Raw genomic sequence first — 20,166 nt, 5'->3', positions numbered from 1 at the left:
GCACCCGGGTCAAACCGGGAACCCCGGATCAATCTCTGCCATCGCCCGTGCCGCCTGATCTTCCAGGGCGGCATGGGTTTTTCCATGGCTGGCGATCAGGCATCCAGCCTGACGGATGTCGCCGGTGTTGTAGGTGAGAAGACGGCCATCGGCATGGGTAAAGGCCCCTCCTGCCGCGAGCAACACCGCTTCTGGGGCCGCCATATCCCAGTCCTTCGGAGCACTCTTCCCAGACAGGGAGATGTACACATCGGCCTCTCCACGCAGGATCGTGGCCACTTTGCAACCAACGCTGCCCACCGCCTTGGAGCTGCCCAAGGGCAAGGCATCGATCAGGCGTTCCAGCCGCTCATCGCGATGGCTGCGGCTGGCCACGAGCACCAGATCCTCGCTGCGATCACTGAAGCGCACGGGGCTGCGCTCGGCAGCACGGTTCTCGCACCAGCTGCCCTGGCCCACCACGCCGAACCAGAGCTCATCGGCCTCTGGCAGCAGCACCACCCCCAGCACGGGACGCTCCCCCTGCACAAGAGCCAGGTGCACGGCGTATTCCCCCGTGCCCTGGAGAAAATCCTTGGTGCCATCGAGGGGGTCGAGAATCCAGAGCCACTCAGCAGCAAGGGGCTGGCCTGCGGTGAGCTGCTCCTTGGCGGTCTCCTCGCTCAGCAAGGTCCACCCGGCATCCGGGAAGGCCGCCCGCAAACCATCGAGAAGCCACTGATTCACGGCCAGATCCGCAGCCGAAACAGGGCCTTCACCGCCATCCTCAACGCTGAGCGCCCGGGAAAAACCGTGAGGGGGCTGCTCGCCGCGGGCGTAGGCACGGAGAATATCGGCCGCACCCCAACACAGCGGTCGCAGGGCCTCAAGCAGTTGGGCTTGATCGATGCCGGCGGGAAGGGTCGGAGCAATCGGCATCATGGAGAGATCTTGGCGGAGCCATTGTGAAGCAGCGGGCCGAGCCTGATGCCGGAGTGCTTTATGTGGTCGGCACCCCGATCGGGCACCTCGGTGACCTCTCCCCACGCGCCCGAGCTCTGCTGATCGCGGTGGACACCATCGCCTGCGAAGACACCCGCCACAGCGGCCAGCTCCTCAGCGCCCTGGGCTCAAAGGCGCGGCGCTGCAGTTTTCACCAGCACAACACCCACACCCGCATCCCCCAGCTCTTGGAGGAACTGAGGGACGGCCGCAGCGTTGCCGTGATCAGTGATGCCGGTCTGCCGGGCATCAGCGACCCAGGAGAGGAGCTGGTGCGGGCAGCGCGAGAAGCCAACCACGGGGTGATCTGCATCCCGGGTCCCTGTGCCGCCACCACAGCACTTGTGAGCAGCGGTCTGCCCAGTGGTCGATTCTGCTTCGAGGGATTCCTCCCCACCAAGGGGCGGGAACGCAAGGAGCGCTTGGAGGATCTCGCCGTTGAGCAGCGCACAACGGTGCTCTACGAAGCCCCCCATCGCCTGCTCAAACTGCTGGAGGAGCTCGCGGAACATTGCGGTGGCGAGCGGCCACTGCAGGTGGGCCGGGAGCTCACCAAACGCCATGAGGAGCAGGTGGGTCCCAGCGTGAAGGCCGCCTTGGAGCACTTCGCCCAGCACGCTCCCCAGGGGGAATTCACCCTGGTGCTGGGAGGGGCCACGGCCCGTGAAGTGCCCCAGTACAGCGACGAGCGCTGCCTCGAGGAGCTGCGCGAGCTGATCAAGCGGGGGCTGAAAGCCAGCGAAGCAGCCAGGGAGCTGGCCCCGGCCAGCGGGCGCAGCCGCCGAGAGCTGTATGCGCTACTGCATGAAGCGGAAAAGCAGGCAGACTGACGAAGCCTCGATGGTTGGCGCCATGCTGCTGCGCCTGCGTCTGCTGATGATCACCGTGGGCGGGAGTGCTGCCCTGCTGTTGGTGCTTTGCCTCGGTGCTCAGAATCTGGGAGACCGTTACCGCCTGAACCTGGGTGTGGGCTCCACCGCACCGCTGCCAGCGGGCTTTGTGGTGGGCGTCAGTGCAGTGCTGGGTTTGCTTGGAGGCGGCAGCCTCACGGCCTTGCTGCTGCCAGACGCCAAACGTTGAATCAGGCGTCGAGCGCGTAGAGCGCACCCTCCACCAGCAGGCGGGTGATGCCACGGGCCACCAGGTGGCGTGTGGTGATGGCAAACACCTGGGTATCAGGCACCTTGATCACCCGCTGGCTGCGGCCGCACTGGCGCTTGGCTGTGCGCGGGCTGGTGAACAGGCAGAGCGCCTGAAGGGCCTGCTCGTCCGGATCAGCCACACCAAGCTCAGGAAAGTCGCTGAGAGGGCGCGGATCCAGTTCAACCGTCTTGTCCACCAGCATGTAGACACTGTCAGGAAGCACTCCAGCCGCAAACGGCAGACAGTGCACCTGCTTGGTCGTCACCTGGGGCAGATCGACGGGCAGCACCGCCACTTCGTGAAACTCCTCCCCGCCCGGGAAACCTTCCCCAGACTCTTCCTCCGCGAGGGCCTCCGGCTCATCCGCGCCGAAATCATCGGCATCGTCGAGGGCCAGGCCCGAAGACGCGTCGTCATCCCCCTCGGGGTTGACCGGATCCTCAACGGACACTTCCACAGCAGCCTCAGGCTGGGGCTGCGGCTGTGGCACTGATGCTGAAGCACCCCGAGAACGGGACGCTTTGAGAGCGCTGTACTCCTCCTCCGACAGCAAGGAGCGAACGGTGCGACTCACCGTGTTGGCACTGCATGCAAAGGCATCCGCCAAAGCAGCACTGGACTCACCTTGGCGGTAACGCTCCAGGAGCTCTTGCTTCTGATTGTCGGTAAGCCGGCTTGGGGCCATCGCCTGCACTGCACAGCCTCCAACAGTAGGCGGCGCCGTCGGGATCGACTGCAAGAATGGCCGTGCGAGCTCCCTTAGCTCAGCTGGATAGAGCAACTGCCTTCTAAGCAGTCGGTCGATGGTTCGAATCCATCAGGGGGCGTACACAAAGGCGCGTCAGGCAGAGGGCTCTTGGTTGTGCCGAGAGCCTTCATTTCGTGTTGTTGATCTCCCGGCGGTTGTTGAGCCCATTGCGCTGATGCCAAAGCGCCGTCACCGGGGCAGACCCGATAGAAACTCAAAAGCAGCAGTGGAAGGATTACCGCCGCCGGTGTCGTGGGCCGGAATGGTGGGAGAGAGATACAGAGGAGGAGTTGCGGCTGATGCAGGAGCGTGGCCGTCAGCTGCGAGAGGGCAGGTATGGATCAGGGACGTGGAACGATTTGCTGAGTGAGAGGTGAGGTGGCGACCAAGCAACAAAAAACCCCGCCATTGCTGACGGGGCAAAGTACGAGTTGAATCCATGATCAAATTGTCCTCAGATACCAAACGAACCATGAAATTCATAACCTTTCTTAAGCTCTCAGCTCTTGTCGTTTCTCAGCTGTTCAGCATATTTATTCTCTTTACCGGAATGGTATGGATCGATTTGTCATGCAAGGGTTCCTACGAAATGTGCGAAGACATAGAATTCTTTTGGTTATATGGTGGTGTACTAACAACGATTGTGCTTCACACATACTTGGCATTTAGAGTTGGCAAAAGTAGTAGAAGGAACGGTCAGTCAAGGCGAACTTGGGAACAAAAATAGTGATCGTACCTATCTAAGGGGATTTTGGGCCGCCTTCTGCCAGGTCGGTGCCCAGAGCTTGCAGCGTCTCTTTAGGTGCTGACCCTGTTGAAACTGCTTCTGCCTGAGGTTGCAGCCCATCATCGTGTGATGCCACGGGTCATTGGGTAGGTATAACTGCTGAAAGCATTCCCCGCTGTAACAAAAAACTACGCCATTGCTGACGGGGTGAAAGCATTACCAGGAGATGGATAGCGACAAATCATCTTCCCTATCACGCCAGCAACTGACCCAGGGGAAATAGATGTCCACCCTGAGGGGTGTTCAATCAGTCTTTTTTGCCATAAAGAGCAGTTGTATTCCCAAATGCTCGATTTTGGATAGTCAGACCATTGACCTTCAATTCGTACTATGTCGCCTTTTTTCCCAGAGGACGCATGTAGTAGTCCGCGCTAACCTGTGATCCTAGAAAGACCCAGCCGTTTCTTGCTTTAGCGGGATTAGGAGCGATGCATAAACCGCCGAAAACAACAGCGGTAGCAATTGAGTTGAAGAGTTTCATTTGAATTAGGTATTGTGGAAGTCATCCCTCCGATGTATTCACCATCGCCTTCGGCTGGAAAGCACCTGCCCCATACGAGTAATTATGCCGCCCGATTTCAGTCGTCTGTCTCGCTCAACTGGGCGACTTTCGGCCACATCAACCCAACACACACCTCGCAGTTATTAGACGCAGCAACGCACCAGCATTCAGCCCTGGCTTGATCTCCGTGGTCCAGATGAGGCGTCGAGCTCACTTCGACCAGTAACCTGCATCATGAAGGGACTTGTGTGCTGCTTTCCGAGCACGATCAATACCATTTTTGACGAGGAACGGCGTTGCGGCGATGGCCGTGAGATTGCCTAAAATAGAAAACATCACTGATGCTTCTTCATCCTCAATCGCAACTGCAGGGATTAAGAATACAATCATGATGGCAATTGAGCCCAGCACATCCACCAGGAAGGGTGTGATGGTGCGCCGGGTCACTGCGTAATAAAGGCCAACGAAGGGCAACAGATGTGCCCAGGCATAGCCCCAGCCTGTGTCGCGTTGCCTTAACCGAAAGGCGTTGACTTTTTCTTGCGAGAGTTGTTGAGACATAAGCTTTTCAATGTTGGAGGTGCGTTGATCAATAGATAGGACACCAGTGGAGTATCGGGCATCACCCAACTGGATAAGAGGCCGACCCCCAGGCGAAACTCCACAAGCCTGTTCGTTTCGTCTGTCAGGTCGCAGGGTCATCTGCGTGTCGAAGGCATGACACAGGCGTTATCGCCTGAGGTGTTCCCCGTGTCTTCCTCGGTTGAGGGAGTAGCAGGGAGTTCGGCAAGCCGACCCTCGGAAGAAGCCTTTCACCGTTAGACCATGTAAAGCTTTGCCTCTTTTCCTTGACTTTAGACCTTTCTTTTGGTCACCCAATCGGTTCCCTTGTTAGCGACGGCGCTCACGCGCCTTTTCGCGCCCTCGCTTGTCCGCTGCAGGTCCTGCCAAATGCCTCAGGGGAATCTCCTTTGGATTCAGCCCAAAGGCGCCGTGCAATTCGCTCTCAGAACTGCTGAAAGCATTCCCCGCTGTAACAAAAAACCCCGCCATTGCTGATGGGGATGATGCTATTGAGGTGATGTGATCTGAGGTCAGGCCAAGACTGCGTATTTGCCATCTTGTGCTTGATAGGGTTCCGTTCCTTGATTCATCTGAGCACCGACCAGATCAGCCCCAGGAGCATCTTGCTGCTGAGAGACATCAGTAACGACTGAAGAGTTGAGATCAATCGGTGCCAGTGTTTCAGGGGTGGATCCAAAGATTGCAGCACGCCGCTCAGCACTGGACTCGAAGGCTTGGCGATCTCCCTCATAGCCTTCATCCTCATCGAACCAACTGATAATCCAACGGAATCCCTGCTCCACCAATGCAACCGGGGCGAGAACTGTTTTATTTGCGACGGAAACTATTGCATGATTTGCTGTGGCAATGATTTTTTCTTGAACCTGTGCATTGGGATCATGACAGGTTTTGTGCGCTTTGTGCAAAAGAACTTCTTCTGAAGTTGTGAATGGGGAGAGAGCGTGATAGGCAATAGCCTTCGTCTTATCTTCTGAATTTTTGATCTCCTCGATTGGTGACTTACTGATTTGTTCTTTGTCGGCATAGCCGTTAATGACACCAGGCAGTGAAACGGCAACGCGCGCCGGTCCTTGCAAACCTTTTTCCAGCGATTTAATCGCCAGCTTCGTGGCTGTTTTTCGTGTCTCCATAGCAGGATCATCGCCAACATCAAACTGTGGACCCATGCTCAACGCAGGCCCCATGGTCTGACCAGCACCTGTGATGGAATCAGGCTCTGCTTCATCGAAACCAAAATGCCTCATGGCTTCGCCGGTGGCGTTCATGGCATTAGCAATTTTGTCAACGCCCTCAACAGTTTGTTGAGCCTCTTGAGGCAGAAAGGGCTTAAGAGCGTTGCCTGCATCAGCAAGAGCTTGAGCTTGTTTTGCTGCGTCCAAGATTTGAGTGGAAGGAGTGACAGTGGAAGTGTTGTTGGTCATTGATTTAAGGAGTGAATGTTGATGTGGGGGTGTTGCCCCCTCGACTCCTTCAAGATCACAGCCGTACTGGTGAACCCCACTACACAGCCCTGGTGCAGCGCTGGAACAGTTCTGGTGAAATCCTGGTGAACGGCTCAGACCCCAGTCACCATCTGGGCTAGAAGCATTGCCCGCCCGGTGTGAACACGATCGTGAGCAACGGTGCTTGCATGGGCAGCAGACTGAGCGAACGTACTCAGCGCCTTGTCATCGGCTCGGATGTGGCAGCAGAAACCTGATTACGCCCATCACATGGAAAAGCACGACGGCGAGGGTTGGCTGGTCAATAGAGACGAGCAGCTGGTGATCAGGATCAAACCCGATAAGCCCACGCAGCACGCTCAGTTCGTCTTGGTCTCCACCTACCGGTTGCGGCAGCCTTTGGGCAATCCGATTCGCGAACAGCGCATGCTGCGGCACCTAGGGATCGAGATGTGGCTGCAGCTGCAGAAGGTTGGCTGGTCGCGATTCAGATGAGAGCCACGCTGCATGGCTCCGAATCAACCCTCATCAATGGCCGCAAGCAGGGTCGGCAGGCAGCAAACCCCCGCCAAACCGATGCGACGACGCTGGCACCAGCTACTCATTCGCTGCTGCCGCAGCATTCAGCTGGGCAATCTGTTCCTGAACTTTTGCCTCGGCCATCTGTTGCTGTGTCTGCTTTCCACCAACCAGAGCTGCCAGCTCCTCTTCTGAAACCTCCGCCTGAGCGCTCTTTAGCTCCTCAGCGGTTACCACAAAGCCCGCAGCCTGGGCAATCGCTACCACGGCTCGGCTCGGCAGCTGCCTTCATTTTCTCCTGAAGCCCTGCATCAGCCTTGACGGCTTCCAGGAAAACTTTGAGATCCTCTTCTGACATGAGAACGCGTGGAGCTACATCCTGAAGCAACGGTCGTCAGCGGAGGCAACTGGCAACAAAAAAGATTGCCAAACCTCGATTACGTCACTGAAGACATTGAAAGCGCCTGCGCATTCACACTCAACCTTGAGGCTGTCGCGCGATCGATCAAAGGCGTGAGTAGTCGACAAAAATGATGCACTGTTCGCCTGCGAACGCGACACACCAATCCGTGGGTTCGCCGACCCTCACATCCCGATGGTCGGGTGTTTTGAGCAAGGCATTGATCACAGGTTGCTGCCGCACATCATTGCGCAGTGCGGTTGTCTTTGGCCCTCCAAGGCGAACCTCAAAATCGGCTGATACTCGGGTTGCAAACGCATCGTCGTACGAGACGCTGAGACCGGCTGAAACGCCACTGGTCATCTCGTACGCCAACCGCCCCAGCACCCCTGACCCTTCCGCAGTACCAAGATCGCCAGATTGATAGTAATAACCAAGCGAGGCGTTGAGCACTGGCGTAATGAAATAGCCGACATCAAATCCATAGGTATTCAAGGAACTTGCTGTGTAAACATTATTGAGCTTGGCCAACGTTTCACCAATAGGAAGCAAGGCAAAGGCATTGACGTTCCAGGTATCAGACACAGCCTCTGCATTGACAGCCACTTGCTGAAAGAAGACTGACCTTTGATCGCTCACTTTGACGCCTTTCTCGGCGTACCCCGTCGCCATGGGTCTTGAGTCGTATCCCGCATTCAGACCCAACATCCAACTGCGGTCGCGATTGAGCCAGCGATAACCCAAGCGCGATGACGTGCTGATCGTGGTTCCCGCAACCGTGGTGTTGATGATGCTGGAGTAGTTCTTGAAGTCGGCAACATTCACGTTGGCCAGAGCATCAAAGAAAACAACACTATTGTCATTCACAACGAGAGGCAAGAATCCTCCAACGCCTGCTTCGTTGGGAGTGCCAGCGGCTTGGGTCTGCCCTTGAAATCCGATGCGTGGCTTCACCACATCCTTGAGGCTCATGCGCATCACACCAAGGTCCTCTGCGCTACCTGTCTCTGCGTGAAGAGGTTGATGAGCAGTGGTGACGACCGCAGCCACTACACAGGCGATTGAGAGGCACTTGCGCATGGAGCGTTGATGCGAGATGAGGACGAACTTAGAGGCAATCTCAGGTGATTGCAGCGTCCATCAGCCCCCTCGTTGAACTTCATCGAGTTCAGCTACAAGCGTCTCCATCACTGCTAAAGCCTCAAGGTTTGCCAAGGTCTTCTGCGCCTGGGCCACCATCACTCGTCCATGGGGAACGCATTCAGCAACAAGAGCAGCACCCTCTGAGGCATCAACCTTCACCCGCTCCATGCAGGCATTGATGCGCTCGCTGATGCTTGCCATGCCTTCCGTTTCTGCTGCCATAGCAGGGGTGATGCTGCTCAAAAGCAGGCGTTGGAGCGCAGCGGTGGCGGCGTCAAAGCGAGGAATTGTCATGCAACCATTGTCGTCAAGACCAGCTCCGATTGCAGCGATAGGCCGCTTAATCCCCAAACCCAGTTGCACGTTTTTTGGGCTTCGTCTTTGTTGGCGTTTCTGCAACACGATCCGACGGGCCCACTGCTGTGACGTCGTTAAAGATCAGTCCATCAAGCCAAACGGTGATGATATAGACGACGATCAGAACTGGGATGATGACGCCCCATTCATTGGGAAATTCATAGGGAATCTGCCTGACTCCATAAATCGCCAGGTATCCGGTGATCAGCGTGAAAACAAAGCGCCTGATGGTGGATGGATTCAACGCGCCGATGCCTTGGAACAACAGCCAGTCTCCCACCAACGCTCCATGATTGGTTTGGCCATGGGAGACGGCGTCAAAACTTCCTTGGATAGGGAGGATTACCCGCAAGGTCAACATTGATTTCTCTGCAGATATTCATCCACGCATCCAGCCCGAAATTGACGCCCATCGGACCATCGATGAACTCCTGAAACTGCTCAGCTGTGATGCCTTCGCGCACTTCCCAGATGCAGAAAGCCGGACCCTCTGGACCAACCGGGCAGAAAGAGTGATTGTAGAAACCAGCTTCGAGGTTTTTGGCAACAGCTTCATCCCAACCACCGCCAGGGGCCATGGCTGTTTGCGCAGCCTGCCACCATTGCGCAGCCTTGCCTGCACGGAACTCATGGTGCACATGGAAGAACTTGGATGCCATGGATCAGTTCCGAAGTGGATTTGATCTTCGCGGTTCAGAAGGATTCCGCAAGTTGCAGAGCCAACACCCCGAGGGCCTCATTCAGGCGCTGTTGCTTGGATTCGCAGCGCATCAGACTCAGGTACAGACGCTCCCGTCAGCGCGGAGGGTTTCTGACCAGCACAAGCCAGGCACCCCCCATTGATGCGATACGGCGCCAGATGGTTGCGCAGGCAGCGCGTCCCCCGGAAAAAGAGCACCTGGCCGCGCTCCCGCGCGTGGGCATCCGTTAATGCCAACCTCAACCAACTCTCGGGCACTTGACCTTGCAGCGCGCTCCTGTTGCGACGCGCCTCCTCCCGCCGCTCCTGCTCATCGCGATCATTGCGCGCCTGAACAGCCTCAACCTGCAGCTCCCGCGCGCATGCATGGCAAGCGATCACCACCGGTTTTTTGCGCAGGGTGTTGTGGGACAGCTTGTCTCCAGGAACCTCCCGCTCGCGGCCACAGGCACAACGGCACCACCAGTACACATTTCCGCCCTTGGTGCGCCGCTCTGAAAGCCGCAGCACCGTGAGCTTGCCGTACACCTCACCGACTCGATTGCGGGGTTGGGATGGCATTCAAACCACCGTCATGGCATCAAGACATCAGCGCGTGATGCCAGCCGGATGGATCCGGCGTTGTGCAGCTGCCCGTTCTGATCCCACTTGCGCCTGAAATCCTTGAGGATCCCCTCGCGAACCGGAGGAATCGCCACAAGACCAAGGCCCAAAGCGAGAAGCAGAACAATCAGCACCGTGCGTTCCCTTGAGCTGGTGGCGTTTGGATCCTGATCCATACAATCGGAGCGCACCCATCCCATCCTGGTCCAGTTCGTGGCAGGCGTCTAGAGATGCAGCCGAGATGACGTGATGACAAAAAACCGCCGACTGATCCTCACCGCATTGATCACGGGCTGCTGGATCGTGCTCCTGTCGCTGCTGAACAGCGGGATTCAGACGGTTGTGATGGCCACGATGTGGGACCTGAACACGATGTTGCCGCCCACCTTTGTGTGGCCCACCATCGCGATTCTGATCCTTGTGTTGATCGTGGTGCTGCTGGCTGTCCCCGCCCTGCTGATCTGGGAGATCTGGCGTCGCCCCTGAGGCTCAGGTCTGATTGCCGCCCAGCATGTCGTCGTAGCCCTCGTAGGGGTTGTATTCAGCCCAACCGGGACTGCCCTGATCCAGCAGGCCGTACTCACCATCGATCATGTTGGCCCTGGTGTTGCCGTAGGGGACCGTGTTGCAGGTGATGCCTCCCCCAGCCGCTGGCTGACAATCGTCGAAACGGATCTGGGCTTCCGCCGGGATCACCGAGAACGCCACCATTGCACCGAGGGTCATGGCGGGCAAAGACTGCTTCAAGGCCTGCATGAGTCATGGCAATACTTCAGATAGTTTGCAGGCCTAGGCATTGGAATGGAGCTCATAGGCCCCAACAGAGACGATCGCTGTCCTGCAGGGTCCGCAGGGCCCGATCGCCTCGACCTTCAGAGAGCTGAACCATCACCACCTCCGCTTGAAGACCGAGCAGAAGAGATTGGCAGGGAAATCGTTCCCTGCTCGCAGCACGGCGTTGCAGCTGCTCGGTGAGGTCCAGGGCACGGGCGCACTGGCTGGCATCCTCCGTTGTGAAGCAAGCGATGAGCTCAGGCCTGATGCCATCCAGGGCACTGGCCAGCGCAGGACGGAACGGGATGGTCGCCGCCAGACAGAGAAGACACAGACCCCTCATACGCCGATCACCAGCCACTGAGACCATTCTCCTGAGAGACTATTGGGGCTTATTTGCTGAACGGATGTACACAGACTGGACCGCTGTCGCTCTGCTGCTGTTCACCAGCGTTCCCCTGCTGGCTGTGGTGGCCACCGCCACCTTCTTCATCTGGCAGCAACGGAAGAAGCAACTGCGTTGACGGGCTCGGCTGCGGTTTGGTCCAGCCGCGACTTCAGTTCTGCATCCTCAGCATCGACAAAGCCTTGTCCCAAACAGGCCAGACAGGTGCGGAACTGCTGTTCACCCACCCGCTGAATTCCACTGCCTCCGCAACAGGAGCAGATGTCCATCACCGCAACCGTGTAGTCGCTTCAGTGTGGGAGCAATTGGCCCCATTGATCCCGAAGCCTTCCTTAAGAATCAAGGTGTCAAAAATCAAGGCATTGGCTTTGCGTCTGCCATTGCTTTGGCTGACGGCCCACGTGCTCGAGCAACTCAAGCGCTGACATGGACGTGCCAGCAGGCACTAGATCCAGGGATGCGGCGAGGTGGCCCACCACCTGATCAGGTCCCCAGCCTTGCTGCTTCAGGGGCTCCAATCCACTGGCCCGCTCACGCTTCGAAAGCTTCAAGCCGTCATCACCAAGCAGCAGAGGCACATGGCGGTAATCAGGTGCCGTTTGCCCCAACACCGCAGCCAGAGCCTGCTGCGGCAGACAAGCCGGGACCAGATCCTGGCCGCGCACCACCTCGGTGATCCCCAAGGAGAGTTCATCCACCACCGTGGCCAGGTGGTAAGCCACGAAACCATCCGCGCGGCGCACCACCGGATCACCACACGAGGATGCATAGGGTTCCGGCACGGTGAGTCTCCAGGCAGGAAGCCGGCCATCCTCGAAGCCCCAGCTCAGGCCTCGGCCACGGCACGTTCCTGGATAACGGGAGATCCCGGTCAGTTGCCGGCGGCTGCAGCGGCAGGCGTACACCACTCCCCCGCGGCGCAGGGCCGACAAGAAGGATCCATAAAGACCCCGGCGTTGGCTCTGAACGATCGCAGGGCCATCCCAGTGGAGACCGAGCCACTGCAAATCGTTCAAAGCCGACTCGATCGCTCCGGGGCGGATCCGCGGCGTATCAAGATCATCGATGCGGAGCAGCCACTGGCCTTGATGACAACGGGCCTGCAACCACGACAGCAAGGCAGTGCGCAAATTTCCCAGATGCAGCGGGCCTGAGGGCGTGGGAGCAAAGCGTCCTCGATATCCCTTGGAAGCCATGGCTTCACCACGGCGCAGGATGGCAAGCAGGTGGTCTGGGCAGATCACATAAAAAAAGGTGGTCCCGCAGGACCACCTCAAAACGTTCAACGGGTGCGGATCAGCCCTGAACGCGGTCCTTGAACATCTTGCCAGCGGTGAAGGCAGGCACGCGCTTGGCGGGGATCTTGATCTTTTCGCCGGTCTTGGGGTTCAGGCCCTGACGCGCGGAGCGCTCACGGGGCTCGAAGGAGCCGAAGCCAAGGATAGAGACCTTCTTGCCTTCAACAACGGAATCAATGATGGTTTCGATCGCAGCGTCCACAACCAGGGACACGTCGGTTTTGGTGAGCTCGGTGCGGGCAGCAACCAGATTGACGAGATCGGCTTTGTTCATGGAGAGGGAGGAAAGTGGCGGAAGCGGTTGGAACGACGATGCGGAGGTCGACATCCGCACGGCTTGCCTAAGCGCGCCAATCGTATGGAGGTCTGAGCAGTGCGGCAACCGAAAAACACCGTGCCGCAATGCTTTCTCTGCAACATTGCCTGATTCACACCTCAGATCCATCGCGCTGCCCGGCCGGACTCCAACTGCTGAATGGGGCCAGACGCCCACCGCGCAAGGCACCAAGCCCGGCTCCAGATGCCAGTGCAGGAGCGGCTTCTGAAGGTAGCCACTCGCGCAGACGCTCCAAACTGCGCTGCTGTCTTGGCCAATGAAATGTGCGCCGGTGCTGCAGCGGGGCCAGAGACTCGGCAGCAACCGGCACCAGCAAGCGTCCGCAGAAGAGCACATTCGAGGGGGCTGGGGCATACACAACCGCATGGCCCGGGGTTGGCCCTGGGGTCCAGAGCAGGCGCAAGCCGGAGATGGTGGTGTGGGCCTCGGCAAAGGTGCCGAGGTCTGGAACCCCCGGCAGGAGATACGCCTCCTGCTCCTGCGCGAGCACCGGCCAATCAAGCCGTTCCTGCAGGCGGCGCAGGCGGCCATGCCCTTCCCGGCTGGTGAGCAGGATGCGAGCCACACGGCCTCCAGCCAGCTCCTTCAAGGCCGTCAGGGTGGCCTCAGTGAGCGGAGGGCAGTCGATCAGCACCGGTTCCGGAGCCACATCCAGCCACCAGGACGAGCCACCGCGGCAGTCGCGATTGGGGGGGAACAGCCAAAGATCCGCACGGATGCGCTGCGGAGGGCGTCCGGGTTCCAAGGCGGAGGTCAACACAGTCACGGTGCTTCACCGCAGATACCACTACTTTGAAACCAGTGCGTCCTGCGGCCGGCGGGTGGTTCGGTGAGCGCAATCCTTCGAGGCAGACCCTGGCCCCTGGGCAGCACCGTGACAGCACGGGGCGTGAATTTTTCGGTGGCCGCGCCACGGGCCAACCGGGTGGAGCTGCTGCTCTTCAGCAGCAGTGAGGCTCCCAGTCCTGAGCGGATCATCGATCTTGATGTGCACACCCACCGTTCCGGCGACTACTGGCATGTAGAGGTGGAGGGCCTAACGGAGGGCTGCCTCTACGGCTACCGGGTGTTCGGGCCGTTGGCGCCGGGTGGGCATGGATTCCGGCCCGCGAAAGTGCTCCTCGATCCCTGCGCCCGGGGGATCGAGGGCTGGTCGGTGTACCAGCGGGGCATGGCCACCGGAGCTTCACCGAACACCGACTGCTGCCTCAAAGGTGTGGTTTGTGAGCGCGACCGCTTCGACTTTGATGCCCACCCCAGACCGCGCCACAGCTGGCAGCAGACGGTGATCTACGAACTGCATGTGGGGGGCTTCACCCGGCGCAGCGACAGCGGTGTGGCGCCGGAGCGGCGCGGCACCCTCCTGGGGGTGATCGACAAGATTCCTTACCTCAAAGCCCTCGGTGTCACCACGATCGAGTTGCTGCCGGTGCAAGCCTTCGATCCGCACGATGCGCCTCCAGGCCGCGACAACGTATGGGGCTACAGCCCGCTGAGCTGGTTCGCCCCGCACGCGGGCTACATCTGCGGAGACGACGCCCTGCAGGCCCGCAAGCAGATGCGCGCCCTTGTGGCCGCCTGTCATGACGCCGGCCTCGAGGTGCTTCTGGATGTGGTCTACAACCACACCACCGAAGGCAACCAAGCCGGCCCCACCCTGAGCTGGCGTGGGTTCGCCGACCGGATCTACTACCACCAATCCAGCCAAGGCGACTATCTCGATGTGAGCGGTTGCGGCAATTCAATCGCCGCGAATCAGCCGCTGACACGGGCCTTGATCCTGGAGTCCCTGCGCTGCTGGGCTCTGGAGCTGGGAGTGGATGGATTCCGCTTCGATCTGGGCATCGAGCTCAGCCGTGGAGAGGGCCTGAAACCACTCGACCACCCACCTCTGCTGGAAGCCATGGAAGCCGACCCGCTTCTCAGCGACCTCAAACTGGTGAGTGAACCCTGGGACTGCGGCGGGCTGTACCGGCTCAACGACTTTCCGGCCCAGCGCATCGGCACCTGGAACGGCCGCTTTCGCGACGCCCTGCGCGGCTTCTGGAAAGGGGATGAGAACACCACCTGGGCCCTGGGGCAACGCCTGCGCGGCAGCCCGGACCTCTACGACGGCAAGCCCGTGACGCTTGGGCGTTCGGTGAATCTGCTCACAGCCCACGACGGCTTCACGCTGATGGACCTGGTGAGCTTCAACAGCAAGCACAACCTGGCCAACGGGGAAGACAACCGCGATGGCGAGAATCACAACATCAGCTGGAATCACGGTGTGGAAGGGCCGAGCAGCGACCATGCAGTGACAGCTCTGCGCCGGCGCCAGCAGCGCAACATGCTCAGCACCCTGCTGCTGGCCCGCGGAGTGCCCATGCTGTTAATGGGTGATGAAGTGGGCCGCAGCCAGGGGGGTAATAACAACACCTGGTGCCAGGACACCCCACTGAGCTGGATGATCTGGTCGGATGATCACTGCGACAGGGACTTGCTCACCTATGTGCGGCGGCTGATCGCTGTGCGTCACCAACTCAAGGATCTGTTCACCCCGCTGATCGCCCACAACGAAAAGCCCCAGCAGCTCAGCAGTGACCCTGAGGGGTTCTGGCGACAGTGGCATGGCGTGGAGCTAGGAAAACCCGATTGGGCCAGCTGGTCCCATTGCCTGGCCCTGAGCGTGCACCGGGGCAGCCAGGGGGCGGTGCTGTGGGCCGGTTTCAACGCCTATTTCAAGGCCATGCACTTCGACCTGCCCGAGGCCGCCACACCGTGGCATCGCCTGATCGATACGGCCCTGCCACCGGGAGAGGACCTTCCGGCCCAGCCCGAACCCTGGACTCCCTCAGGAGTGCCCCTGGAGGCCAGAAGCTTGGTGGTGATGGTGGCCAGGGAGTACACCAATGGCCTCAAGCTCTAAGCCAGGAGCGCCAAGGCCTAAAACAGCCAGGAGCCCGGGTAGAACCGGATTTCAGGAAGCGGGCGGCGGGAATCGAACCCGCATCATCAGCTTGGAAGGCTGAGGTTTTACCACTAAACTACGCCCGCATTAATACATCCGAACCAGTTCACCCGCGTTGGGTGGTGTTCCTGGATGCATGCTTCACCATTATGGCGGTCCGCCTGCCCCCTCCCCTGGCCCGATGAGCAAAAGCACCCTTCCCGGGGGATCCCGACAACGCTTGATGGTGGCCTACGGCCTGGGGGATGCCGGCACCGGACTGGCCGCCACGCAACTCGGGTTCTACCTCTTTCCGTTCTTCACCTGCGCAGCCGGACTGCCTGCGTTCATTGCTGGCTCGCTGCTCACGGTGATCAAGGTGTGGGATGCGATCAACGACCCGCTGATCGGCTGGATGAGCGATCACACCCAAAGCCGCTGGGGGCCGCGAATCCCCTGGATGCTTGGGGCCGCCTTGCCGCTGGGCATCAGCCTGGCCGCGATGTGGTGGGTCCCCGAGGGGGACTTAACCCAGCGCACGCTTTATTACGTGGTGATGGCGATCCTGCTGATGAGCGCTTACACCAGCGTGAATCTGCCCTATGCAGCCCTCTCCACCGAACTCACCCCCGACACCGCCATCCGCACCCGCCTGAACGCCGCGCGCTTCACCGGGTCGATCCTGGCGGGCCTCAGCGGCTTGATCGTGGCCTCCGTGGTGCTCAGCGATGGCGCCGCGGGCTACCTGCGCATGGGCCGGATCACCGGCACCATCGCCGCCCTGGCCACCCTGGCCTGCTGCTGGGGTCTGGCCCCCTTTGCCAAGCGGGCCCAACGCCCGAGCAACCAGAGCGAACCACCCCTGGCGCAACTCAAAAGAATCCGCTCCAACCCCCGCTTCTTGATGGTGCTTGGGCTGTACCTGCTGCTGTGGTTTGGCCTGCAATTGATGCAGGTGGTGGCCTTGATCTGGCTGGTGCAAGTGGTGCACGTACCTCCGAATCTGTCCACCTGGATCCTGCTGCCGTTTCAGCTGAGCGCTCTGGCAGGCCTACAGCTCTGGAGCCTGCTCTCGAACCGCAAGGGGCGCCTGGTGGCCCTGCGCTGGGGCGCCAGCCTCTGGATCCTGGCCTGCCTGCTGTCGATGGTGTTTCCGCCCCTGCAGCACGGCGGCAGCGGCGCTGAACTGATTCCCCTGATCGGCCTGATCATGCTGGTTGGCCTCGGAGCCTCCACCGCCTACCTGATTCCTTGGTCGCTGCTGCCCGACGCGATTGATGCTGACCCAACACACCCCGCAGGCCTCTACACCGCCTGGATGGTGTTTGGTCAGAAGCTGATCATCGGCGTGAGCATGAGCGTGTTCGGTGTGCTGCTCTCGTTCACCGGCTACATCTCCAGCGAGGCCTGCAGCGGTGCGATGGATTTCATTGAGCAGCCGGCGCTGGCGTTGCTGGCCATTCGCATGAGCATGGGCGCGATTCCCGCCATCCTTGTGGTGTTTGGACTTCTGCTGATGCGCCGCTGGCCCGACCGCGGCGCCCACCTGCAACGCGCATGACCTCCTCTCCGTTCCGCCTCCGCTTGAAATCCCCCCGCTGGCTGAACCGGCTGGGAAGCAGCCTGATCATCGGCGGGCAGGCCGTCACCGCCACCGCCCGGGGCCGCATCAACACCGTTGACCTGCTCGACCAACTGCAGGAAGCCGGTCCTGGCAGTTTCCTGATCGTGATCATCACGTCCCTGGCTGCGGGCACGGTGTTCAACATCCAGGTGACCAAGGAGCTCAGCAGCATGGGCGCCGATGCCACCGTCGGCGGCGTGCTGGCTGTGGGCCTGGCACGGGAGATCGCGCCGCTGCTCACCGCCACCCTGCTCACGGGCAAGGTGGCCACGGCCTACGCCGCCCAGCTCGGCACCATGAAGGTGACCGAACAGATCGATGCGATCACGATGCTGCGCACCGACCCAGTGGAATACCTGGTGGTGCCGCGACTGATCGCCATGGTGGTGATGGCACCGGTGCAGTGCCTGCTTTTCTTCGGTGTGGCGATCTGGAGCGCCCAGATCAGCAGCACCGAGCTCTACGCCATTCCGCCGGAGGTGTTCTGGATGTCGGTGCGCAGCTGGCTGCTGCCCGACGACATTCCCTTCATGCTGATCAAAGCACTGGTGTTCGGCCTGCAGATCGCCGTGCTCTCCTGTGGCTGGGGCATGACCACCCAAGGTGGCCCCAAGGAAGTGGGCACCAGCACCACCGGAGCTGTGGTGATGATCCTGGTGACCGTGGCCTTGATGGACACCGTTCTCACCCAGATCCTCTTCGGCTAAAAGCCCACCCCCATGAGCGACCCTTCTCCAGCACCAGCCAGCGCAGACGCAAGCAGCGTGAGCATCGCCCCCAGCCCGCGGCTGCCCCTGGCAATTCTGCTGCTGGGTGCAGCGCTGCTGCCCTTACCGCTGCGCCCCTGGCCGAGTCTGGTGGTGGCACTCTTCGGCTTGTTTCTGCTGGTGCAGACCTTCAGCCTGCGCTTGGAGTTCTGCGCCGACACCCTGGTGGTGTGGCGAGGCCAAACGGAATTGCGCCGCTTTCCCTACGCGGAGTGGCAGAGCTGGCGCCTGTTCGCCGCCTGGCTGCCCGGACTGTTCTATTTCCGCGAGGTGAACAGCATCCACTTCCTGCCGATCCTGTTTGATCCAGCACAGCTGCGCGAGCAGCTGGTGCAGCGCGTGGGCGCCCTGGAAACCCCCAAGCCCTGAACGACAGCCAACAAGAACACGCCACCGTAACGGCAAGGAAACGCATGCGTTACGAAGACGTGCCGCACGTGCCAGACACGCGGCGATCCGCTGGAATAGATGCAGGACACGTGCGCCATGCCTGACGACACCGATCTGACGCCCCAGGAGCCGGCCCCCCAGGAAGCCGACCCCCAGCCCCAGGAGCCCGATCCTCAGCCCCAGGGCCATGGGCCCCTGATCCAGCTGGCCCTCACCGAACTCCAGGAGCGACGCGACGCTCTGCAGCAGGAGATCGAGACCCTCACCCAGCGCAAACAGCAGCTGGAAACGGAGATGGCCGCCAGCTTTGCCGGGCAGTCCGATGCGATCGCCCGGCGCGTGAAGGGCTTCCAGGAGTACCTGAGCGGAGCCCTCCAGGGCCTGGCCCAGTCGGTGGAAACCCTGGAACTGGTGGCCCAACCGGTGGTGGTGCACCCCTCGCCGCTGGACGCCCAGGCCGCGGCCGCCGATCAGGCGGCGAGCGCAGGCGCAACACCAGCGCTGGCCGACACCTTCCGCCCGGATGAGGAGCTGATCCGCGCCAACCTCAAACGCTTCCTGGAGCAGCCCGACTTCTACGCCGACCCCTGGAAGCTGCGCCGCAGCATGGATGCGGCAGACACCTCCGTGCTCGAAGACTGGTTCTTCAATCAAGGGGGACGCGGAGCCCAGCCCAGCCGCGGCAACCGGCCCCGCAACGTGCTGCTGGCGGCCGCGCTGATCGCCGTGATCGGTGAGCTCTACGGCGATCAATTCCAGACCCTGGTGCTGGCAGGCCAACCCGAACGGCTGGGCGACTGGCGCCGAGGTTTGCAGGATGCTCTGGGCCTGGGCCGGGAGGATTTCGGCCCCAACAGCGGCATCGTGCTCTTTGAACGCGGCGACGCCCTGGTGGAGCGGGCCGACCGCCTGGAGGAACGGGGCGAGGTGCCGCTGATCCTGATCGACGCCTCTGAACAGGTGGTGGACATTCCCGTGCTTCAGTTCCCGCTCTGGCTGGCCTTTGCGGCCGGACCCGGCGAAACCGACGACATCGACGACCTGTTGTGATGGGCTTCCTCTCCGTGCTGCTGGGCTATCTGCTCGGCTCCATTCCCAGCGGCTACCTCGCCGGCCGCTGGCTCAAAGGCATCGACCTGCGCACGATCGGATCGGGCTCCACCGGCGCCACCAACGTGCTGCGCAACGTGGGCAAGGGCCCAGCCCTGGCAGTGTTTCTGGTGGATGTGGGCAAGGGCGCGGCAGCTGTGCTGCTGGCCAGAGCCCTCAGCGAAGGCCTGGTGGGAATGGAGCTGATGCGCAATTGGCTGGAGGTGCTGGCGGGTCTGGCAGCGCTGGCTGGTCACATCTGGCCGGTGTGGCTGGGCTTCAAGGGCGGCAAGGCCGTGGCCACCGGCTTCGGGATGTTTCTCGGCCTGGCCTGGCCGGTGGGTCTGGCCTGCTTCGGGGTGTTCATGGCCGTGTTCAGCCTGAGCAAGATCGTGTCGCTGGCCAGCGTGATCGCCGCCCTCAGCCTGCCCCTGCTGATGGTGCTCGCCACCGGCAGCCCTCCCTACATCCTGGTTGCGGTGGTGGCGATGGTGCTGGTGCTCTGGCGCCATCGCAGCAACCTGCAACGCCTGATCAACGGCAGCGAACCGAAGGTGGGACAGAAACCATGAGTGCCGCGGTGGAAAGCGCTGGCCGCACCCGGGTGCTGCTGCTCAACGACTGCTCTGTAGGCATGGACGA

Annotated in this window: 28 protein-coding genes and 2 tRNA genes; 12 read left to right on the top strand and 18 right to left on the bottom strand. The window is 60.6% G+C overall.

The annotated features are described in order from the left end of the window. Window positions 1-9: 9 nt before the first annotated feature. Complete coding sequence (locus KQ296_RS07850; protein WP_011933806.1) at window positions 10-921, bottom strand: 3'(2'),5'-bisphosphate nucleotidase CysQ; 912 nt, start codon at window positions 919-921, stop codon at window positions 10-12. A gap of 23 nt (window positions 922-944) precedes the next feature. Between KQ296_RS07850 and rsmI the strand changes: the two genes are divergently transcribed. Both rsmI and KQ296_RS07840 read left to right on the top strand, forming a co-directional pair. Continuing rightward, complete coding sequence (gene rsmI, locus KQ296_RS07845) at window positions 945-1,811, top strand: 16S rRNA (cytidine(1402)-2'-O)-methyltransferase (RefSeq protein ID WP_011933807.1); 867 nt, start codon at window positions 945-947, stop codon at window positions 1,809-1,811. 22 nt (window positions 1,812-1,833) lie between these two features. Next, entirely contained in the window at window positions 1,834-2,061 is a 228-nt protein-coding gene (locus KQ296_RS07840; RefSeq protein ID WP_041428917.1) for a hypothetical protein, read from the top strand. Window position 2,062: 1 nt separating this feature from the next. Here KQ296_RS07840 and KQ296_RS07835 read toward each other — a convergent pair whose 3' ends face one another. Beyond that, complete coding sequence (locus tag KQ296_RS07835; RefSeq protein WP_041428919.1) at window positions 2,063-2,809, bottom strand: helix-turn-helix domain-containing protein; 747 nt, start codon at window positions 2,807-2,809, stop codon at window positions 2,063-2,065. Between the two features lie 68 nt (window positions 2,810-2,877). On the opposite strand from KQ296_RS07835, the gene KQ296_RS07830 reads away from it, so the two are divergent. After that, window positions 2,878-2,951 (top strand) — tRNA-Arg (locus KQ296_RS07830). Window positions 2,952-4,371: 1,420 nt separating this feature from the next. Here the strand turns inward: KQ296_RS07830 and KQ296_RS07825 are convergent. Together KQ296_RS07825 and KQ296_RS07820 are read right to left on the bottom strand one after the other, a co-directional pair. Continuing rightward, entirely contained in the window at window positions 4,372-4,791 is a 420-nt protein-coding gene (locus KQ296_RS07825; RefSeq protein WP_259726432.1) for a hypothetical protein, read from the bottom strand. Between the two features lie 464 nt (window positions 4,792-5,255). Next, complete coding sequence (locus KQ296_RS07820; protein ID WP_011933812.1) at window positions 5,256-6,167, bottom strand: hypothetical protein; 912 nt, start codon at window positions 6,165-6,167, stop codon at window positions 5,256-5,258. A 32-nt stretch (window positions 6,168-6,199) separates the two neighbouring features. Here KQ296_RS07820 and KQ296_RS07815 point away from each other — a divergent pair, with 32 nt between their 5' ends. Both KQ296_RS07815 and KQ296_RS07810 read left to right on the top strand, forming a co-directional pair. Then, window positions 6,200-6,328: a hypothetical protein gene (locus KQ296_RS07815; RefSeq protein ID WP_259726431.1), complete on the top strand. Its 129-nt coding sequence runs from the start codon at window positions 6,200-6,202 to the stop codon at window positions 6,326-6,328. Between the two features lie 130 nt (window positions 6,329-6,458). Next, entirely contained in the window at window positions 6,459-6,683 is a 225-nt protein-coding gene (locus KQ296_RS07810; RefSeq protein ID WP_259726430.1) for a DUF1651 domain-containing protein, read from the top strand. A gap of 102 nt (window positions 6,684-6,785) precedes the next feature. On the opposite strand, the gene KQ296_RS07805 is transcribed toward KQ296_RS07810, so the two are convergent. The 8 genes from KQ296_RS07805 to KQ296_RS07770 all read right to left on the bottom strand — a co-directional run bounded on the left by KQ296_RS07805 (window position 6,786) and on the right by KQ296_RS07770 (window position 10,086). Next, window positions 6,786-6,944 (bottom strand): hypothetical protein, encoded by a 159-nt coding sequence (locus KQ296_RS07805; protein WP_259726429.1) that lies wholly within the window; start codon window positions 6,942-6,944, stop codon window positions 6,786-6,788. Next, the gene (locus KQ296_RS07800) at window positions 6,931-7,065 is read right to left on the bottom strand and encodes a Nif11-like leader peptide family natural product precursor (RefSeq protein ID WP_259726428.1); all 135 of its coding nucleotides are present in this window, start codon (window positions 7,063-7,065) and stop codon (window positions 6,931-6,933) included. The genes KQ296_RS07805 and KQ296_RS07800 overlap by 14 nt, the downstream gene beginning before the upstream one ends. Window positions 7,066-7,212: 147 nt before the next feature. Beyond that, window positions 7,213-8,187, bottom strand: coding sequence for a carbamoyl-phosphate synthase L chain (locus tag KQ296_RS07795; RefSeq protein WP_259726427.1), 975 nt, complete (start codon window positions 8,185-8,187; stop codon window positions 7,213-7,215). A 60-nt stretch (window positions 8,188-8,247) separates the two neighbouring features. Continuing rightward, a complete protein-coding gene (locus tag KQ296_RS07790; RefSeq protein ID WP_011933816.1) occupies window positions 8,248-8,544 on the bottom strand; it encodes a hypothetical protein in 297 nt (98 codons plus the stop codon). A gap of 46 nt (window positions 8,545-8,590) precedes the next feature. After that, the gene (locus KQ296_RS07785) at window positions 8,591-8,887 is read right to left on the bottom strand and encodes a hypothetical protein (protein WP_311133862.1); all 297 of its coding nucleotides are present in this window, start codon (window positions 8,885-8,887) and stop codon (window positions 8,591-8,593) included. 37 nt (window positions 8,888-8,924) lie between these two features. Next, complete coding sequence (locus KQ296_RS07780; RefSeq protein WP_011933817.1) at window positions 8,925-9,266, bottom strand: hypothetical protein; 342 nt, start codon at window positions 9,264-9,266, stop codon at window positions 8,925-8,927. Window positions 9,267-9,343: 77 nt separating this feature from the next. Then, a complete protein-coding gene (locus tag KQ296_RS07775; RefSeq protein WP_011933818.1) occupies window positions 9,344-9,868 on the bottom strand; it encodes a hypothetical protein in 525 nt (174 codons plus the stop codon). Between the two features lie 11 nt (window positions 9,869-9,879). Beyond that, on the bottom strand, window positions 9,880-10,086 hold the full coding sequence (locus tag KQ296_RS07770; protein WP_011933819.1) for a hypothetical protein: 207 nt from the start codon (window positions 10,084-10,086) through the stop codon (window positions 9,880-9,882). Window positions 10,087-10,159: 73 nt separating this feature from the next. On the opposite strand from KQ296_RS07770, the gene KQ296_RS07765 reads away from it, so the two are divergent. Further along, on the top strand, window positions 10,160-10,396 hold the full coding sequence (locus tag KQ296_RS07765) for a hypothetical protein (RefSeq protein ID WP_011933820.1): 237 nt from the start codon (window positions 10,160-10,162) through the stop codon (window positions 10,394-10,396). 3 nt (window positions 10,397-10,399) lie between these two features. Here the strand turns inward: KQ296_RS07765 and KQ296_RS07760 are convergent, their stop codons facing one another. From KQ296_RS07760 to KQ296_RS07740, 5 genes are all read right to left on the bottom strand, one after another. Continuing rightward, window positions 10,400-10,636 carry a hypothetical protein gene (locus KQ296_RS07760; RefSeq protein ID WP_011933821.1) on the bottom strand — a complete coding sequence of 79 codons (237 nt, stop codon included), beginning with the start codon at window positions 10,634-10,636 and terminating at the stop codon, window positions 10,400-10,402. 82 nt (window positions 10,637-10,718) lie between these two features. Continuing rightward, complete coding sequence (locus KQ296_RS07755) at window positions 10,719-11,027, bottom strand: hypothetical protein (protein ID WP_011933822.1); 309 nt, start codon at window positions 11,025-11,027, stop codon at window positions 10,719-10,721. A gap of 410 nt (window positions 11,028-11,437) precedes the next feature. Next, complete coding sequence (gene gluQRS, locus KQ296_RS07750) at window positions 11,438-12,367, bottom strand: tRNA glutamyl-Q(34) synthetase GluQRS (protein ID WP_011933824.1); 930 nt, start codon at window positions 12,365-12,367, stop codon at window positions 11,438-11,440. Between the two features lie 19 nt (window positions 12,368-12,386). Next, a complete protein-coding gene (locus tag KQ296_RS07745) occupies window positions 12,387-12,662 on the bottom strand; it encodes an HU family DNA-binding protein (protein ID WP_006043393.1) in 276 nt (91 codons plus the stop codon). Window positions 12,663-12,816: 154 nt separating this feature from the next. Beyond that, window positions 12,817-13,491: an MBL fold metallo-hydrolase gene (locus tag KQ296_RS07740; RefSeq protein WP_011933825.1), complete on the bottom strand. Its 675-nt coding sequence runs from the start codon at window positions 13,489-13,491 to the stop codon at window positions 12,817-12,819. A 63-nt stretch (window positions 13,492-13,554) separates the two neighbouring features. Here KQ296_RS07740 and KQ296_RS07735 point away from each other — a divergent pair, with 63 nt between their 5' ends. Next, on the top strand, window positions 13,555-15,633 hold the full coding sequence (locus tag KQ296_RS07735; protein WP_041428660.1) for a glycogen-debranching protein: 2,079 nt from the start codon (window positions 13,555-13,557) through the stop codon (window positions 15,631-15,633). A gap of 57 nt (window positions 15,634-15,690) precedes the next feature. Here the strand turns inward: KQ296_RS07735 and KQ296_RS07730 are convergent. Then, window positions 15,691-15,761, bottom strand: a tRNA-Gly gene (locus tag KQ296_RS07730). A gap of 95 nt (window positions 15,762-15,856) precedes the next feature. Between KQ296_RS07730 and KQ296_RS07725 the strand changes: the two genes are divergently transcribed. The 5 genes from KQ296_RS07725 to plsY all read left to right on the top strand — a co-directional run bounded on the left by KQ296_RS07725 (window position 15,857) and on the right by plsY (window position 20,096). After that, window positions 15,857-17,215, top strand: a complete 1,359-nt coding sequence (locus tag KQ296_RS07725; RefSeq protein WP_050815940.1) for an MFS transporter — start codon at window positions 15,857-15,859, stop codon at window positions 17,213-17,215. Between the two features lie 23 nt (window positions 17,216-17,238). Next, window positions 17,239-17,985 (top strand): ABC transporter permease, encoded by a 747-nt coding sequence (locus KQ296_RS07720; protein ID WP_041428928.1) that lies wholly within the window; start codon window positions 17,239-17,241, stop codon window positions 17,983-17,985. 12 nt (window positions 17,986-17,997) lie between these two features. Beyond that, window positions 17,998-18,414, top strand: coding sequence for a DUF3119 family protein (locus KQ296_RS07715; protein WP_011933829.1), 417 nt, complete (start codon window positions 17,998-18,000; stop codon window positions 18,412-18,414). Between the two features lie 117 nt (window positions 18,415-18,531). Further along, complete coding sequence (locus KQ296_RS07710; protein WP_399240821.1) at window positions 18,532-19,485, top strand: DUF3086 domain-containing protein; 954 nt, start codon at window positions 18,532-18,534, stop codon at window positions 19,483-19,485. Then, on the top strand, window positions 19,485-20,096 hold the full coding sequence (gene plsY / locus KQ296_RS07705) for a glycerol-3-phosphate 1-O-acyltransferase PlsY (RefSeq protein WP_011933831.1): 612 nt from the start codon (window positions 19,485-19,487) through the stop codon (window positions 20,094-20,096). The genes KQ296_RS07710 and plsY overlap by 1 nt, the downstream gene beginning before the upstream one ends. Window positions 20,097-20,166: the final 70 nt, after the last annotated feature.

Origin of the sequence: Synechococcus sp. CS-197, assembly GCF_025128215.1 — a bacterium.
Lineage (GTDB): Bacteria > Cyanobacteriota > Cyanobacteriia > PCC-6307 > Cyanobiaceae > Synechococcus_C.
Note: the sequence above shows the minus strand (reverse complement) of the source record. Positions and strands in the feature narration are given on the sequence as shown.